15 protein-coding genes are annotated in these 17,471 nt (G+C 34.9%); 1 reads left to right on the top strand and 14 read right to left on the bottom strand.

Annotation, left to right across the window (positions count from 1 at the left end):
* Nucleotides 1-14: 14 nt before the first annotated feature.
* The 14 genes from EJA19_RS01865 to EJA19_RS01800 form a co-directional block, all read right to left on the bottom strand.
* Complete coding sequence (locus EJA19_RS01865; protein WP_125466639.1) at nt 15-1,880, bottom strand: SulP family inorganic anion transporter; 1,866 nt, start codon at nt 1,878-1,880, stop codon at nt 15-17.
* An 87-nt stretch (nt 1,881-1,967) separates the two neighbouring features.
* On the bottom strand, nt 1,968-2,597 hold the full coding sequence (locus EJA19_RS01860) for a carbonic anhydrase family protein (protein ID WP_125466638.1): 630 nt from the start codon (nt 2,595-2,597) through the stop codon (nt 1,968-1,970).
* A 15-nt stretch (nt 2,598-2,612) separates the two neighbouring features.
* Nucleotides 2,613-3,407 (bottom strand): universal stress protein, encoded by a 795-nt coding sequence (locus EJA19_RS01855; RefSeq protein ID WP_125466637.1) that lies wholly within the window; start codon nt 3,405-3,407, stop codon nt 2,613-2,615.
* Nucleotides 3,408-3,412: 5 nt separating this feature from the next.
* Nucleotides 3,413-5,005, bottom strand: a complete 1,593-nt coding sequence (locus EJA19_RS01850) for a SulP family inorganic anion transporter (RefSeq protein ID WP_125466636.1) — start codon at nt 5,003-5,005, stop codon at nt 3,413-3,415.
* A 73-nt stretch (nt 5,006-5,078) separates the two neighbouring features.
* The gene (locus tag EJA19_RS01845) at nt 5,079-5,384 is read right to left on the bottom strand and encodes a hypothetical protein (RefSeq protein ID WP_125466635.1); all 306 of its coding nucleotides are present in this window, start codon (nt 5,382-5,384) and stop codon (nt 5,079-5,081) included.
* 68 nt (nt 5,385-5,452) lie between these two features.
* A complete protein-coding gene (locus EJA19_RS01840) occupies nt 5,453-6,202 on the bottom strand; it encodes an SH3 domain-containing protein (protein WP_125466634.1) in 750 nt (249 codons plus the stop codon).
* A gap of 1 nt (nt 6,203) precedes the next feature.
* Nucleotides 6,204-7,973 (bottom strand): BatD family protein, encoded by a 1,770-nt coding sequence (locus tag EJA19_RS01835; RefSeq protein WP_125466633.1) that lies wholly within the window; start codon nt 7,971-7,973, stop codon nt 6,204-6,206.
* Nucleotides 7,973-8,818, bottom strand: coding sequence for a tetratricopeptide repeat protein (locus tag EJA19_RS01830; RefSeq protein ID WP_125466632.1), 846 nt, complete (start codon nt 8,816-8,818; stop codon nt 7,973-7,975). Before EJA19_RS01830 ends, EJA19_RS01835 begins: the two co-directional genes overlap by 1 nt.
* Nucleotides 8,819-8,946: 128 nt before the next feature.
* On the bottom strand, nt 8,947-9,990 hold the full coding sequence (locus EJA19_RS01825; protein ID WP_125466631.1) for a vWA domain-containing protein: 1,044 nt from the start codon (nt 9,988-9,990) through the stop codon (nt 8,947-8,949).
* Nucleotides 9,991-10,005: 15 nt separating this feature from the next.
* Nucleotides 10,006-11,010, bottom strand: a complete 1,005-nt coding sequence (locus EJA19_RS01820; protein WP_125466630.1) for a vWA domain-containing protein — start codon at nt 11,008-11,010, stop codon at nt 10,006-10,008.
* Nucleotides 11,010-12,710, bottom strand: a complete 1,701-nt coding sequence (locus EJA19_RS01815; RefSeq protein ID WP_125467123.1) for a BatD family protein — start codon at nt 12,708-12,710, stop codon at nt 11,010-11,012. Before EJA19_RS01815 ends, EJA19_RS01820 begins: the two co-directional genes overlap by 1 nt.
* A gap of 4 nt (nt 12,711-12,714) precedes the next feature.
* Nucleotides 12,715-13,581, bottom strand: a complete 867-nt coding sequence (locus EJA19_RS01810; protein ID WP_125466629.1) for a DUF58 domain-containing protein — start codon at nt 13,579-13,581, stop codon at nt 12,715-12,717.
* Nucleotides 13,582-13,694: 113 nt separating this feature from the next.
* Nucleotides 13,695-14,696, bottom strand: coding sequence for an AAA family ATPase (locus EJA19_RS01805; RefSeq protein ID WP_125467122.1), 1,002 nt, complete (start codon nt 14,694-14,696; stop codon nt 13,695-13,697).
* A gap of 154 nt (nt 14,697-14,850) precedes the next feature.
* Nucleotides 14,851-15,927 (bottom strand): DUF4382 domain-containing protein, encoded by a 1,077-nt coding sequence (locus tag EJA19_RS01800; protein WP_125466628.1) that lies wholly within the window; start codon nt 15,925-15,927, stop codon nt 14,851-14,853.
* Nucleotides 15,928-16,106: 179 nt separating this feature from the next.
* Between EJA19_RS01800 and EJA19_RS01795 the strand changes: the two genes are divergently transcribed.
* Nucleotides 16,107-17,246 (top strand): ATP-binding protein, encoded by a 1,140-nt coding sequence (locus tag EJA19_RS01795; RefSeq protein ID WP_125466627.1) that lies wholly within the window; start codon nt 16,107-16,109, stop codon nt 17,244-17,246.
* Nucleotides 17,247-17,471: the final 225 nt, after the last annotated feature.

Below are 17,471 nucleotides of genomic sequence, written 5' to 3'. Positions count from 1 at the left end.
ATAATTTTGTGTTGTTAATACTCGTCTTTTACATTGTTTTTTATCCAGCGTGTACAGTCTTTAAAATTTTTAAAGATATACTCATTTGAAATCAAATCAGGAATAATATCAATGCGTTCCATCATATATCTAGGCTGTTTTAATAGATCTACGAATAGTACTTGCACCTTATTTTTTCTGAGTTCCTGTAATACATCTTCCATGGCATACAAGCCAGATTGGTCCATATATTGCATTCTTCCTAATCTTATAACTACGGTTGAAGCCGTATCGGGAATTTGAGCTGCCAAACTTTGAAAATCGCTTGTTGAGCCAAAAAACAAGGGGCCTTTTAGGTGCTTGATAAATACTTCTTCCTTAAGTTTTTCTGGAAAGCCTTTTTCGTCTGCCCAAGCTTTTTCTTCTCCTAGTTTTTTTACATCAGAACGTTTGGCAGTAAGATCGCCTAACTTTTTCATAAACATTAACGAGGCAATCACCAATCCTATTCCAACGGCATAAACTAAATTCCAAAATGTTGATAATACTAAAACTACCAACATAACCAATACCTCAGAACTTAATTTTAATGGCCCAATTTTAATATCCTTTGGAAGCGCTGGAATGGCTCGTAAGCCTTTATAGTCCATCACACCAATACCAACGGTTATTAAAATCCCCGCCAAAACTGCTGCAGGTATTTGAGAAGCTATAGGTCCTAATGCTAAAAGAACTACTAATAATAGTACGCCAGCAATCATACCAGATAATCGTGTTTTTCCACCTGATTGAATATTAACAACCGTTCTAATAGTTGCACCAGCCCCTGGAAGCCCTCCAAAAACAGCTGCTATACTATTTCCTATTCCTTGTCCAACTAACTCTTTATTAGGTTTGTGCTTTGTTTTAGTCATGTTGTCTGCAACTACACTTGTTAGTAAGGAATCTATCGCTCCTAAAAGAGCTAGAGTTAATGCTGTAAATACATAAGGTGTAATGCTACTTAATTGAAATTGTGTAATGATTTCTAGGTTTGGTATGGGAAATCCACTAGGAATTTCTTCAATTGGGCGATAATCTAATCCAAAACCAACAGCAATTCCAGACATGACCAGTAATGCTACTAACGTACTTGGTATGGCCGTTGTAATTCGTTTGAAACCGTAAATAATAAGTATAGTTCCAAGTGCTAATAGAACTTCCAACCAATTAATGTTCCCTAAGGCTCTATCAATAACTTTAAATGTTCCTAATACACCTGACGCTTCTTTTGCCGCTAAGGTTTTAGATTCTTTTAAAATGTCTGCTTCTGTTACTTTCTCTGCTCTATTAATGGTTTCTTTAAAGTCTTCTAAAACTAAAATGCCTTCGCCTGCTTCTTCTTTTAAAATATTTTCTAAAATAACTTCTTCGGCTTGAGGTTTAAAGGTATCTACAAAAGTCATGTCTTCTTTTGGATAGTAACCTACTGCTGGGAGTATTTGTGTAATTAAAATAATAACACCTATAGCCGTCATAAATCCAGACACGACTGGATAAGGAATATACCTAATATACTTACCCAAACCTAAAGCACCTAAACCTATTTGCATTAAGCCTGCTAACAAAAAAACAGTTAAAATAGCTGGTAAGGCTTTATTAACATCGCCGTCGTTGGCTGCTATAATTCCTGCTATCACCACCATACTTACCGCTGTCATTGGAGCTGTTGGACCCGATATTTGTGTATTTGTTCCTCCAAAAAGTGAGGCAAAAAAACTAATAAAAATAGCACCATAAAGTCCTGCACTTGGGCCTAAACCAGAGGACACACCAAATGCTAAAGCTAATGGCAATGCAACAATACCCGCTGTAATACCACCAAAAGCGTCACCTTTTATATTTGAGAAAAACTGTTTCATAATTGGTTGATGTTTTGAATTTATAATATAAAAAAAAGACTGTTACAATAACAGTCTTTTTTACAACATTATTTAATGTATATAATCCTATTCAAAAAAGGAAACGGCTCCTGTATTAATATCGTACATAGCTCCAACAATTTTTATCTCATTGTTATCCTCCATTTCTTTTAGTACTGGGCTTTGTTGTCTTATATTTTCTATTGTTAAAGCAACATTCTTTTTAGCTACGTTATCTACAAACTCTAAGTTTTTAGAGTTTCTAAGGCTTTTATCTTGAGGTTCGCTTATAGCTTCTACAGCTGGTTTTATCTTAGCCAACATGGTTGTAAGGTTGCCTAGTTTAGCATCGTCGCAAGCGCCTTTAATAGCACCACAGCTTGTATGCCCTAAGACTACAATTAATTTTGTGCCTGCTAATTTACTAGCAAACTCCATGCTCCCTAAAATGTCTTCATTTACAAAGTTACCTGCTATTCGCACGCTAAAAATATCGCCTAAACCTTGATCGAATACCAATTCTGCAGAAACGCGTGAATCGATACAACTTAAAATAGTTGCAAAAGGGAATTGCCCCTCGCTAGTATCGTTTACTTGTTCTAAAAGATTTCGGTTTGCTTTAAGGTTACTTTGAAATCGTTGGTTGCCCTCCTTTAAAAATTGTATTGCTTTTTGAGGCGTCATTGTTGCCTGCGTTTCTTTTGTATGTGCTTTCATAATATATTTTAATTTTTAAGATGTATAATAATTTCTGTTTCCTGTAATAAATAAAGGAACATTAAGGTTACTAACAATATCTTTTATTGATGTCTTGCTGCTATTATTTGTATCTCTTTCTACACACAATAAATTAATATTGCTTTTTAACAGATAATTAGATATATTTTTTATAACATTGTTTCCTTGATCAAAAATGTGTTCTACAACATCGTTTTCATGTTTAATTTTTTCAGTGTCTTCTCCTGCAATTTGAAATGATTTTAAGGGCTTGTTAATATAAGCCATTAAATCTTTTATAAACATTTGATTTTGAAATTCGTTAGTTACGTTAAACACGCCAAAGTTAAACCCTTTTTCAAAATCGATAAGATTGTTGTTATTGGCTATTATAACGGTACCTTTAAATTGCTTTAACACAAAGTCGGTGATATTATTTCCTAGAGGATTAAACAATTTATTACGTTTACCTAAAACAACAATGTCTGGTTTTTGTGCTTCTATATAGTTATCTATTTCTGTTTTAACATTTCCAAAAACATAGTTGTAATTAATCGTTACATTATAGGTTTTGGATATAGGCTCTATTAAACTTAAAAGCTTTTTGTCTGTTTTTGAATGTGTTTCGTTAAGCGTTCGCATGGCAGACAATTGACTTTCTCGTTTAACAATATCGGTAAGCTGTTTAACATGAAATAATTCAATATCGGCATGGATTATTTTTGCTAAACTAACAGTACTTTTTAGAATATCTTCTACTGGCGTTTTTAAATCGGCCAGTAGAAGAATTTTATGTTTAGGCTTTCCCATAGCAATTAGCTTAAGCTTATATCTGATTTTGGCCTTGTTCTAAAAAACTCGGCAAAACTTTCTGGATTTTCTTCTACACCTCGCTTAGAAACGAGTTTAATATCAATGTTTCGTTCTTTTGCTTTGTGTGAAAAATCATCTAAAATCTCAATAATATCATTATCTAAATACCTGGTTTTTATTAAATCAAGCTCTAAATACGTATCGCGAGGTAAACTATCTAATTCTTTTAAAATGGCTCCTTTGTTAAAGAATGTTACTTCTTCAGCTAATGTCATTTTAATTTTATGTTTTCCATTACTTTTATCTTCAATATGTAAGAAGTGTGAGTTTTGGTAGCTCTTTAAAAGAATTACTACAATACCTACTAAAAGTCCTAAGCCTATACCAAATAGTAAATCGGTAAATACAATCCCTACAACAGTTACTATAAAAGGCACAAATTGTTTCCATCCTAACTTATACATTTGCTTAAATAGTTGTGGTTTTGCTAATTTATACCCCACTATTAATAGAATTGCTGCTAGAACAGATAGCGGGATCATATTAAGTAATGTTGGTATTAAGATAACAGAAATTAATAATAAGAAACCATGAATAATGGTCGACATTTTACTTTTTCCTCCAGATTGAATGTTAGCAGAACTTCTTACAATTACTTGTGTAATTGGTAACCCACCTATTAAACCAGAAATTACATTTCCTGTACCTTGGGCTAACAGTTCTCTATTCGTTGGTGTGACGTTTTTATCGGGGTCTATCTTATCTGTTGCTTCTACACACAACAGTGTTTCTAAACTAGCTACTAAAGCAATTGTAAAAGCCGTAACCCAAATATCTACATTGGTAATTACTGAAAAGTTTGGAAAACTAAATTGATTTAAAAAATCGGAAGCACTTTCTGGAATAGGAACACTAACTAAATGATTGGAGGTTATATTTAATAACTCATTCCCTTTAGTTACAGTAAAAAATATAATACCTAATACCACAGCCACAAAAGGTCCTTGAATTAACTGAAATATTTTTCCTTTTTTGCTTAATACTTTATCCCAAAATAATAATATTAATAAGCTAATTACACCTATTAAAGCTGCTCCAGGATGAATATTATTAATTACTTGAAAAATCTCTGAAAATGTATTTCCACCATCAATCTCGAAGAATTCTAAATCCCAAGCTGATTCTTCATCATATCCAAAAAAGTTAGGAATCTGTTTTAAAATAATAATAATACCAATACCTGTTAACATACCTTTTATAACAGAAGACGGAAAATAATAACCTATAACACCTGCTTTTAACACACCAAATAAAATTTGGATAACACCTGCAATAACAACTGCTACTAAAAAATTTTGGTATCCTCCTAAAGCGCCAATAGCTGTTAATACAATAGCAGCTAATCCAGCGGCTGGACCACTAACGCCTATTTTAGAGCCACTTAAAGCTCCAACAACAATTCCGCCAATAATACCGGCAATTAATCCTGAAAATAATGGTGCGCCACTAGCAAGTGCAATACCTAAACACAATGGTAAAGCCACAAAAAACACGACAATACTAGCTGGCAAGTCGCTTTTAATATACTTGAACATATATAAAGTTTTAAAATTTTAGAAAATAAAGTACAGCTCCAAATTAATGTCTGGAAAAACTGTGTAAAACGTATTATAATATGTTCTGTTCTGGGGGAGGAGAGACACACTCTAAAACAAGAGGCGAGTAGTTTTTTAAGTAATAGCTAAAAGAATTATTTTCATCATTATCCCAAAAAACACTAGAAAAACCTAGGTTTTCTAAATATTTAACTTCTAAATTCTTTTGAACTTCGTTTTGCTCCTTATTTTCTTCTTCGTTAACACTATAAAAAATAGTAAGATCATAAGTGTCTTCAATAACCGAAATAACCGTAGGAGCTACGAGAAACATCATAAAAATAATAGAAAAAAATATGGCTATTCTCGTTTTTGGCATATTTAAGGTTAATTGAACTGCAAATATAGGGTTTGTAAGATATTATTACGTTAAATATATTTTAAATCTTATAGCGCCTTTATATCTCCAGATGATATCCAGCCTGTTTTGCCGTCTGATAATTTAATTTGTTTCCAATTATTAACGGTGTCTAAAATTTGAACTTTTGTGCCTTCATGAAGTTTAAACGACTCGATACTGCGTAAATTAGGCTCACTTTTAACTTGGGCTTCTTGCGAGAAAACTATAGCCGGTTTATCGTTTTTATCTAAACTATATTTGTGGAATGCAAAGGACAATGTAATAACCGAAAGTAATAAAAAGGCTAAACTAAGCACAAAAGAAAGACGTTTTCTAGCTGTTGAAGAGTTGAAATAATAGACTAAATACAATACAATAAAAAATAGCATAGCAAACACCGCAAAATACGCCCAACCATCAAAACTAAACGAATTAGTAACTGCTTTTAAAAAACGTGATAAGCCAACTTCTGGAACGGTATCAATAGCATCTATAGTCATATTCTTAGCAAATGCCATATTGTTTTTAATTTCTTTATCGTTAGGTGCTAATTGCAATGCCTTTTCATAATTATAAATACTTGGTGCTATATGGTTTAGCTTATAATGTGCATTAGCCAAGTTATAGTACAACTCTGCCGAATGTTGCCCGCTTTCTAGTATCTTTTCGTAGCGTTTGATAGCCTCGTCGTATTTCCCTTGATTGTACAACTCGTTTGCTTGGTTAAACCATTGTTGATTTTGTGAAAACCCTGTTACCACAACGAAAAACAATATGTAAAACAAAAACTTTTTCATCTTATTTAGCTTGTTTATCGATTAATGAAATAGTTTTAGCTGCTTTGTCATAATCTTGCTGCATTTCTACATTACTCAACGGCGTATAACGTGCCAATTCACAGTTTTCAAGCAACTCTAAAAATTCGTCCACAACCGTAGTTTCAACTCCTTTTGATCGTAGTAATTCTTGAATTTTATCCTTGCTAAAATCGCTTGTTTCAATATGCAATTTGGCTTTTAGGTAATTATGAAGTGCTTTTTCCAACGCCACATAAAAAGCTTCTTTTTGCCCTAGTGTTTTCTTAGCTTCACTTAAATATTTCTTGGCTAATTTATCGGCTTTTCTAATTTTGTTTCCAAAGACATCGGCATCGCGTTTTTCTTTTTCTCTACGGAAAACAATGGCTAACGGAATAGCTAATAATGGCGCTAATAACGACGCCCAAAACCCAACCGATTTAAAGAAATGTTTAGGTGTTTTAGATACAAATCTTGTCTCGGTTTTTACAAAAGCGAATTGGTCGTTACTCATAATCACTTTTTGTTTGTTGGCTGCTGTAGATGCAATATTGTCGTTAGATGACGCATTGGTTGGACCATCTAATACATCAACAATAATTTCATTGGAGTTTACGCTTTTATAGCTTTCGGTTTTAGGATCGAAATATGAAAACGAAATGTTAGGAATAGGGTATTTCCCTTTGTATTGTGGCACTACGGTGTAGTTGTCGGAAATACTACCTTGCATGCCACCTAGATTGGTTCTAACATTCTCGATATGTTCTGGCTCGTAAATCTCTAAAGAACTTGGTACGGAAACCTTTGGTAATTCAAACAGTTTTAAGTTTCCATTACCAAACACTTTTACTTGTAATTGTAATGATTCCGATGCTTTTAATTTCTCCTTTGATGTGGTTACAGCAAAATCAAAATCACCAACGGCACCAGTAAATCCAGCTGGTTTACCTTGCTCAGGAAGTGGTTTTACATGTATGGTTCGGCTGCCTGCCGAAATGGTTCTATGTACCTGACTCATTAGTCGACCACCAAAAATATCACGACGATTGGTAGGCACCTCAACCGTAATATCTAAACTTAAAGGTTCTATTTCTAGTTTGCCTGTTTTTTGTGGGTACAATACTGTTTTTCGTAATACAACATAGCGATAATCTTCGCCTTTATACGTGCCATTTTGAACTTTTAAACCTTTAATATCGATGTTTTGACTCCAGAAATCGCTGTACTTAGGGTTATCTATTTCACGCCAATTACTTACACCCGTATTAGGGTTAACGTATAGTTTATAAACAACCGTTATCGCTTCATTTAAATATGGATTTGCTTTTGAAACCTCGGCAACTAAATGAATGTTTTCTGAAGCAATATACTCGGCATTATTACCATCTTTAGGCTTATTAACCGCTTTGGTAACCACAATACTTACAGGTGTTGTTTTGTAGGTTTCTCCTTCAATTTCTATGGTTGCTTGGTTTATAGTAAACGTTCCTAAGCGTTTTGGGGCTAAAAAATAACTATATGTTTTTGAAAACGAACGCTTTCCATTGACCCAAGAGTGACTTACCGATTGGTTAGGACCACCAACTACTGTAAAATTTTGAAAGTTTGGCGGATTAAAATTATCGCCGTCTTGATTCATTTCAAAATCGATGCGCAAGCGTTCATTAACTCCTAATTTTTTCTTACTTACCTTAGCTTCAAACTTAACTTGTGCTAGTCCAAATACTGAAGTAAAAAGAAATACTATAAGAATATATGTTTTCGTTTTCATTACCAATCTTTATCTGTTTGCACTTTTACGCCTTTTTGCTTTTCGGCATTCATTTTCTCTTGTACTTTTTGCTCTTGGTTGTTCATCGCTTCCAATAAGTTTTTTACTTGCTGTGGCGACAACTGACCTTGTTTAGGTTTTGGTTGTTGTTGCTTTTTATCTTGATTTTGCCCTTGTTTGTCTTTAGGGTCTTGTTTTTCATCTTTAGGCTTACCATCTTCATCTTTCTTGTCTTCACCTTCTTTTTTATCTTGGTCGCCTTCATCCTTATTATCTTTGTCTTGATCGTCTTGCTGATCCTGTTTATCTTTCTGGTCTTGTTGATCCTTATTTTGGTCTTTGTCCTTATCCTTATCGTCTTGATTTTGCTCGTTCTCTTGCTTTTGTTGTTCGGCACATTCCTTGGCTAACGCATAATTGTATCGCGTTTCATCATCAGAAGGATTGTTTCTTAGAGCGTTTTTATAAGCTTCAACAGCTTCTTTACAACGCTTATTTTTATATAAAACATTACCAATGTTATGAAAGGCTTTGTGTTTCTCATCTTTTGTTGTTGCTGCTTTCGTGGCTTGTAGCAAACGGTACAACGCTTCATCTAGGCTTCCATTTAGGTAATACGATGTTCCTAAATTATAGGCGCCAACAGTATGATTAGGTTGCTCTGAAATAGCTTTTCTATACTCCATTTCGGCAGACACATAATCGTCTTCCCCCAATAATTCATTGGCTTCATACACTAAACCATTGGCTTTTTGTAAGGCTAATTGTTGCTCTTTTTCAGCCTCATCTTGAGCCCAACAAAAACTGGTGATACAAAGTAATATTATAGAAAGTAGTGGTTTCATTTTCTTTTTCAACGATTGTAATGATTTATTCAAAAGTATCGTTTCTTCAATGTTATTTATTTAGCTTACTAATTTATAAAGCCTTAGTGGGTTTATACGTTAAAGGTTTTATAAAAGTTGTAAGCACATTATAGATTTTCATTGAATAGGTTAAGCTTTTTTAGCCAAGCTGTTTTTCGTTCTAGTAGGAAAACATCTAACAATAAAAAAGCTAAGGCAAACCCTAAAAACCATTGAAATTGGTCTTTAAAATCGGCAAATTCCTTGGCTTCAAATTCGGTTTTGTCCATTTTATTTAAAATATCGCGAATGTTATCGACAACCTCGTTGGTGTTTCGCCCATTAATATAAGCACCATTGGCTTCATCGGCAATGGCTTTTAAGGTATTTTCGTCTAGCTTGGTAATTACCGTTTCGCCTTGACTATCTTTTTTATAATTTAACACCACGCCATTTCTTTTAATGGGGATTGGGCCACCTTTTACATCGCCAACGCCTATGGTAAAAATCCTTATCCCTTCGTTACTGGCTTCTTCTGCTACATTCACCGCAACATCGGTATGGTCTTCGCCATCAGAAATAATAATTAAAATCCGGTTGGTTTGCTCTTCATTATCAAAATAGGTTTTTGCTAACTCAATAGCTTCGCTAATGGCTGTTCCTTGCGAGGATAACATATCGGTATTCATATTCTGAAGGAACATTTTTGCCGCAGCATAATCGGTTGTGATAGGCAACTGCGGAAAAGCTTTTCCTGCATAGGCAATAATACCTACACGATCGCTTGCTAAATTGTTGATGATTTGCGTTACCAATTGCTTGGATTTTTCCAAACGGTTAGGCGCAATGTCTTCGGCCAACATACTTTTAGATACATCAACGGCAAAGACAATATCGACACCTTCACGTTTTACAGTTTCCAACTTAGTGCCTATTTTAGGATTAACCAAGGCCAATACCAAACACGCTATGGCCAAACTCCAAACCACCAATTTTAAAATAGCTTTAAATAGTGATTGGTTGGGACTTAGTCGTTTTAAAAGGGCTTTATCGGCAAAGCGTTTTTGGGTGCGTTTTTTCCAAAACTGAAGCACTAAAAACATAAGCACAACTACTGGAATAACCAGTAATGCCCAAAACCATATTTTTTCTTCTAATTGAAAATAATCCATCTGCTCACAAATTCATCAAATAAAACTTCTAAAAATAGTGTGTTTCAACAACACTTCCAGCAACAATAGTAAACCTGCTAATAATACTAATGGGCGGAATTTTTCTTGGTAATTGTAATATTTGAATTCTTCTATTTCGGTTTTTTCTAGTTTATTAATTTCGTCGTAAATCTCGGCCAATTTCTGGTTGTTAGTCGCTCTAAAATAGCGTCCGCCTGTTACCTGTGCGATTTCCTTTAATAAATCTTCATCTATTTCTACTTGAACACGACCGTATTGAAAATTCCCATTAGGTAAAATAGCTACTGGCGATAATGCCATACCATTAGTTCCTAAACCAATGGTATAGGTTTTAATGCCGTATTCAACGGCTAATTCACTAGCAATTTTGGGGTCGATAAATCCAGAATTGTTTACCCCATCGGTTAACAAAATAATGACTTTACTTTTGGCCTTACTGTCTTTTAATCGGTTTACAGCGGTGGCGAGACCCATACCAATGGCGGTTCCACCTTCGATGATGTTGTTGTATTTTATGTCATCTAAAGAACGTAACACAATAGCTTTATCGCTTGTAATTGGTGTTTTGGTATAACTTTCGCCAGCATATTCTACCAAGCCAATACGATCATTTGGACGTCCTTTTATAAACTCCGCAGCCACATCTTTTAACGCTTCCAAGCGGTTTGGGCGTAAATCTTTAGCCAACATACTTGCCGAGACATCAATAGCCATGACAATATCAATACCTCGTGTGGTTTTGGTCTTTGTAGACACATCAACCGTTCGTGGTCTGGCCAAAGCTGTAATAATTAAAGCTAATACCAACAAACGTAACACAAACAACAGATGTCTTAGTTTGGGCAACCAAGAACTTGAGGTCTTAAAACCTTTTAGGCTTGACATTTTTAGCTCGGCTGTTTGTTTGTTTCGCTTAAACACATACCATGCTATGGCTATTGGTAGGAGTAGCAATAACCAAAAGAATTCTTTATTTAAAAACTCGATTCCTTCTAACATTATTCTTCTGTTTCGGGTTTTTCAGGTTGCAATTCTACTGAATTTATTATACGTTCTACCATCTCGTCTGCGTAACTATCGTTTTCTGGCCAAGTAATAATAATCTGTTGCAGGACATTTTGCGATGTGAAAAGTAGTATGGTATAATTGGCCGTTTTATAATTTTCGGTTTGTAAAATGGGAACGCTCATTGTTCCGTGGGTTTTTAAACCTTCAGCACCATTTGGGGTTGTGAATTTATCTTGTTTCACAAAAATATCGCTCATGCCTTGTTGCTCCATTCCTTTAATCACATTTTCAGCAACCATACTTAAGTCTATTTCTGGAGCTTGCTGTTGTTTTTGACCTTGAGATTGTGGTGCTTGTTGCGATTGTTCAAAAACCGATGTTACCACCGTAATGCTAAACATATCTAGCATTGTACCATAATTAAAACCAATGGTTTTAGCGTTTTGTTGTGCCTCTTCTGGCATTGGAATTTCGGTACGTTTTAATACTTTGGGTGTAGAAATAGTTATAGGCGGCACACCATAATCGCTAGTCACCCAATGACCTTCTAACAGTTCTTTACTTTCATGACCAATAATGGTATCTTTAACGTAAGTAAACCCGTATTTTACACCAAATCCAATAAACGCAGCTATGGCTAAAAACATACAAACAGCTACAGTAACAACAACCTTTTTGCGTTTTTGTTTACGCTCTTGCTCTTCTTTGTATTTTTCGTCTAGTAGCTTTTCTTCTTCCGAAGGTTCTGGAAGCGCTTCTTTAACATGATCGATTTCTTGATCTATGGTTTGCCTGTCCAATTCGGCTAAGGCAACATCTGGAGCAGATTTGGCAAACTTCACTAAATCGGCACGACGTAAAATGGATTCTAATTTTTGAATATCATCTTTGCTAATATCTATTTGATTACCTTCCTTTAATAAGTTTAATCGCGTAATCAACTCATCGGTAGTACTTTCTAACGCGCGATCGTACACTTTTTCATCGAGATAACGTCTGATAATAAAGGTTAATTCAGAATAATATTCCTTTAATTCTGCATTTTGTAAAAAGCTACTTTCATCTAACTGTTTCAAGGCTGCCTTGGCTTTGTCGTATGGTGGCAACATCGCTATTTTTTCGTCTTCTGTCAATGGTTTTTTGCGCCATATAAACCAATACAACAAAAAGGCAACAACTGCTAAAATGCCGAGTACAATAAGTGCTGTTTTCCACCAGTTGCTTGCGGGTTTTTCTACGGCAATCAGCGGTTTTATGTCGTACATACCTTGCTTTGTGGTATCGACTTGAATGGAATTGACCGTAACTTGAAGTGAATCGGTTAACAGGGTTTTATCACCAATAAGAATTTTTTGTGGTGGAATAGTATATGCTCCCGAATCGAATTGGGTTAAACCATATTTCTTGATGAGTTGAAACTTGGCATCTTGCTTAGTGGTGTCTATTTTGTACGATTCAATCATTTCCAACGGCATAAAGGTTTGACCTTCGGGGAAGATGACCAAATCCGTAGAGTCGGCTTCAACTTCAATTTTATAGGTGATTTGTTCACCTATTTTTATGGAAGTAGAATCAATAGATGACGTAACTTGAGCTTGAGAAAACAAAGAAAACAGAACAAAGAAAAGAGACAAGACAAACCGTGTTACTTGTTTCTTTTTTAAATTCATAATTCGTGATTTGTGATTCATCATTTTATCCTCTTCGTTTAAAATAGCCTAACAATTTTTTTACGTAGCTTTCATCGGTTCTACAAGCTAAACTTCCTGCACCCGATTTGGTAAAGCTCTCTTTAAAATAAGCCACTTTCTCCCTGTAAAAAGCCTCATAATTACGGCGCACTTTTTTGGATGCTGTATTTATCAGCTGTAATTCGCCTGTTTCTTCGTCTTGCATTTGCACCATTCCTAAATTAGGGATTTCAACTTCGTGTTTATCATACACGCGAATACCTGTAACATCGTGCCTTCCAGAAGCTATTTTTAAGGTATGTTGATAATCGTCTGAAATAAAATCGCTCAATACAAAGACAATAGCTTTCTTTTTCATAACGTTGGAAAGAAACTTCAATGCCTCGGTAATATTGGTTTGCTTGCTTTTGGGTTCAAACTCGATAAGTTCTCGAATAATGCGTAATACGTGCGAACGCCCCTTTTTTGGCGGAATATAAAGTTCCACCTCATCCGAAAATAAAATCAGTCCTATTTTATCATTGTTTTGTGTGGCCGAAAAGGCTAAAGTGGCTGCAATTTCGGTAACAATTTCGCTTTTAAATTGCTGGTCGGTACCAAAAAACTCCGATCCCGATATATCGACCATCAGCATCATCGTTAGCTCGCGTTCTTCTTCGAAAACCTTAACGTAGGGTTCATTGTAACGTGCGGTAACATTCCAATCGATGTTTCTTACATCGTCACCAAATTGGTATTGGCGTACTTCGGAAAACGTCATACCACGCCCTTTGAAGGTAGAATGGTATTCGCCTCCAAAAATATGATCGGACAACCGTCGTGTCTTGATCTCTATTTTGCGTACTTTTTTGAGTAATTCCTTGGTATCCATTTTTTAGTTTGCAGTTTTCAGTTTGCAGTAAGCAGTTCTAAAAAAGTATTCAGTTTTTAATTCAGCTTTTTTTAATAATCCCATAAAACTGAACACTGAATACTGCTAACTCTTTATGGTACTTCGATTTCGTTAACAATTTTATTGATAATATCAACCGATGTGACGTTTTCGGCTTCGGCTTCGTAAGTGATTCCTATTCTGTGGCGCAATACATCGTAAACTACTGCACGAACGTCTTCTGGAATAACATAGCCACGACGCTTAATAAACGCATAGCATTTGGCTGCATTGGCCAGGTTAATACTACCACGTGGTGATGCCCCAAAAGAAATTAATGGTTTTAAATCGGCTAGCTTGAATTTCTCTGGATAACGTGTTGCAAAAATAATGTCTAAGATGTATTTTTCAATCTTTTCATCCATGTAGACTTCGCGAACAGCTTGTTGTGCTTTTAAAATTTGCTCCAACGATACCACAGGATTTACTTTTTCGAAAGCGCCTTTTAAGTTGGCGCGAACAATAAGTTGCTCTTCGTCTTGTTTTGGGTAATCGATTACCGTTTTTAGCATAAAACGATCTACTTGCGCTTCTGGTAAGGGATAAGTTCCTTCTTGCTCAACGGGGTTTTGTGTAGCCATTACCAAGAATGGTTTATCCAACACAAAGGTTTCATCGCCAATGGTTACTTGCTTTTCTTGCATGGCTTCCAGTAATGCTGATTGTACTTTGGCTGGCGCACGGTTAATCTCATCGGCCAGAACGAAGTTAGCAAAAATAGGTCCTTTTTTAATGGAAAAATCGTTTTCCTTGATGTTGTAAATTAGCGTACCAACCACATCGGCTGGTAGTAAATCTGGTGTAAATTGAATCCTGCTAAAACTACCATCTACTGCTTGAGACAAGGTATTAATGGCTAGTGTTTTTGCTAAACCGGGAACACCTTCAAGTAAAATATGGCCTTGTCCTAAAAGACCAATAAGCAACCGCTCGACCATATGTTTTTGGCCAACGATAACTTTATTCATCTCTCTGGTAAGTAAATCAACAAAAGCACTTTCGCGTTCTATCTTTTCATTAATCGCTTTAATATCAATTGTACTTGTTTCTTCCATCATTTTTCTATGTTTTAAAAAGCTCGAATATAGTTTGCTTATTTGAGTGATGCAAATTGTTAATTTTTTTTCTGTAGCGCTGTTAATAATTGGTTAAAAAACAAAAGAGCGGCACATATGTACCGCTCTTTAACAAAAATTTATATGGATTTGATTATTCGAGAGTCATCTCTCCTAAATCTGTTGTCATGTCTTGTGTAACTTCAACATCAGGAACAACTGTTTCTGCTAAACCAGAAGCTTCATCTGGCGTAATCGTTACATCGTAAAACCCTACTGGTAAATCGGCAAGTAAAAATACACCTGCTTCATCAGTAGTGGCTTCTACTACTTCACCTTCAACCATTACAGAAACGGTTGCCGAAACACCTTCGTTTAAAATAGTTCCTGTAATTGATCCTACAACAGGTATTTCTTGTAATTCTACAGTTCCTATATTAGTTACTTGCCCGTTAACCACTTCTACATTTTCTACTGTGGCTACAGCATATACAGATTCTGGATCTGGCGTAATTGTTACTGTATACGTACCTCCTGGCACACCGTTTAACATAAATGCTCCATTTTCATCGGCGTATGCTGTAATATCGCCATCGGCTGTTGTTACAGATGCTTGAACTTGAAAATCGAATAGTGTTACCATACCTTCAATTTTTCCTGAAGATACTTCGGCCGTTGCACGAATAACTGGTTTTAGATTGATATTTCCAGAATTTCCAGCTACAACTATTGATTCATCTACATCGAAATCTAGAATATAATCATATGTATATCCAGGTTCGATAGTTTGATTAACTTGCACTTTTAATCCTGACTGTTGTGCACTTGGTGTGTTTAATGGGTGTGTTTCGCCATCGATAACAATAGAGTTATCTTCACCAAGAACTAGTCTTATTTGGTTTAAAGTTCCTGATGGAATTTGAAAATCATCGGCCAACAGTACGTTAACACCTCCTGTAAGGTCTAATAAATCGTAAACACCTGTGTTAATAGGATCTAGACTTACCCAACCCGATTCACTTTCGCTATCGTCGTTAACCTTAACCATAACATCAACAACCTCAACAAATACATTGTCGTAATCTCCTGGATCATCAACAAGTTTTACAGAAATAAACGATTCTCCAGTAGCTTGAGGCGTACTGTTATTATCGTCTGAACAATTAAAGAATGTTAGTGTTAACGCTAGTAATGAAAGATAAATTAATTTTAGTTGCTTAAAAGCTCTCATAAATTCTAAGGTTTTTTTGATTTGTATAATTATATACGGTAGTAAAGCTGTTTTTAGATTATACACACATTAAAAGATTTTGTTTTTCTTAAGTTACAATAAGTTTTTTAAGTATCTTTTAAGTGCAAAACAAACTGTTTTTCAATTCATTATTTTTTTAAATCATATTATTATAAAGAATGATTAATAAACGCCTACTTATAAAAAACCTCTTGGCGCATAACGACGAGAATAGTTTTTATGATAAAAAGCGTAAAATTGATATTGGTCAAAAAGAAGGCAAAGCCAAGTTTTTAAAACATATTTGTGCCCTTTCCAACAGCAACCCTAAAAACAACTCTTACATTGTAATTGGCGTTGATGATGAGGACAACAATATAATAGGTGTCGATTTTTTTGATGACAGCAAAATACAAAACCTCATAAACGCCTATTTAACCAATCCGCCTATTGTCCAGTATGAAAACATTCCGTTTCCGCATTTGCCAGACGATAAAGTTGTAGGCTTAGTAACCATTAGACCTAAGGGTGATAACTCCATAACATCGCTTAGAAAAAACATTTGGAAATACTATGGCGGCTCGGTATTTTTTAGAGATGGCAGTATGAGTATGCCCAAAGTGTTTGACATTGAAATTAAAGATGTTAATTCCAACATTGTTTCTCAAATTGAACGTCACGCACAAAACAATATAGAACACACTTTGGATGGTGTTTTCGATTTTATGAAAACCCGAGAAGATTTTAATCCTCAGTATAAAGTATTCAAGGAATATTTTGTGGTTTGCTGGGCTGGGTTGAAAAAGATTGTAAAAGATGATATTTTCTTTTCTAGAGTTGATATTAAACTCATCAACGAGCAAGTACGGTTGTTCTACTCCAATTTAGATGAAGTTTCCATTACTTACGATGACGATAGCTTTAAAATTATTGAATACGTAAGCTTGGGGCTTCAAAACTCTTATAAATACTATCCGTTGGAGGAAACTATTTTCAGTTTTGACAATAATGGATCGTATCAAATAAATAGCGAGCTTTTATTCCAGCCGCCACAATTCGACAAAAAAGTGCTACATCATATTTACAATGCCAACAATGCTATACTAGAAAAACTAAAAAAAGGATTAACCTTAAACAAAACTGAACAAGCCGACATTAAAAACCTTCCTGCAACCTATTTACTTTGTTATTTAAACCTATTTCACGAAGCCTTAGATAAGCTTCACGAAGCCAAACCCTACCTTAAAGCGTATAGTGATGACGTGTATTCGCTATACAAAGATGCTGTTAGAATTTTAAGAAAAGTGAAATATAGCTAACTACAAATCAACCGTTTATATGGTTTTTTATGCTATTCATAGGTTTTATTTTATCCAAACTGGATTTTTTTAGACATTAGATTTGCTATTAATTAATCAATTAAAATAAACACCTGCTTCCGCGATATTATTTTCGACATGAAGCAGGTTTTATTATGTAAAGTTGCCACTAAATCTTTATAAAAGGTTTTCTTCATGGCTTTTTAATTGAACCTTTCTTATGTA

Source organism: Mangrovimonas spongiae (genome assembly GCF_003944795.1).
GTDB lineage: Bacteria > Bacteroidota > Bacteroidia > Flavobacteriales > Flavobacteriaceae > Mangrovimonas > Mangrovimonas spongiae.
Note: the sequence above shows the minus strand (reverse complement) of the source record. Positions and strands in the feature narration are given on the sequence as shown.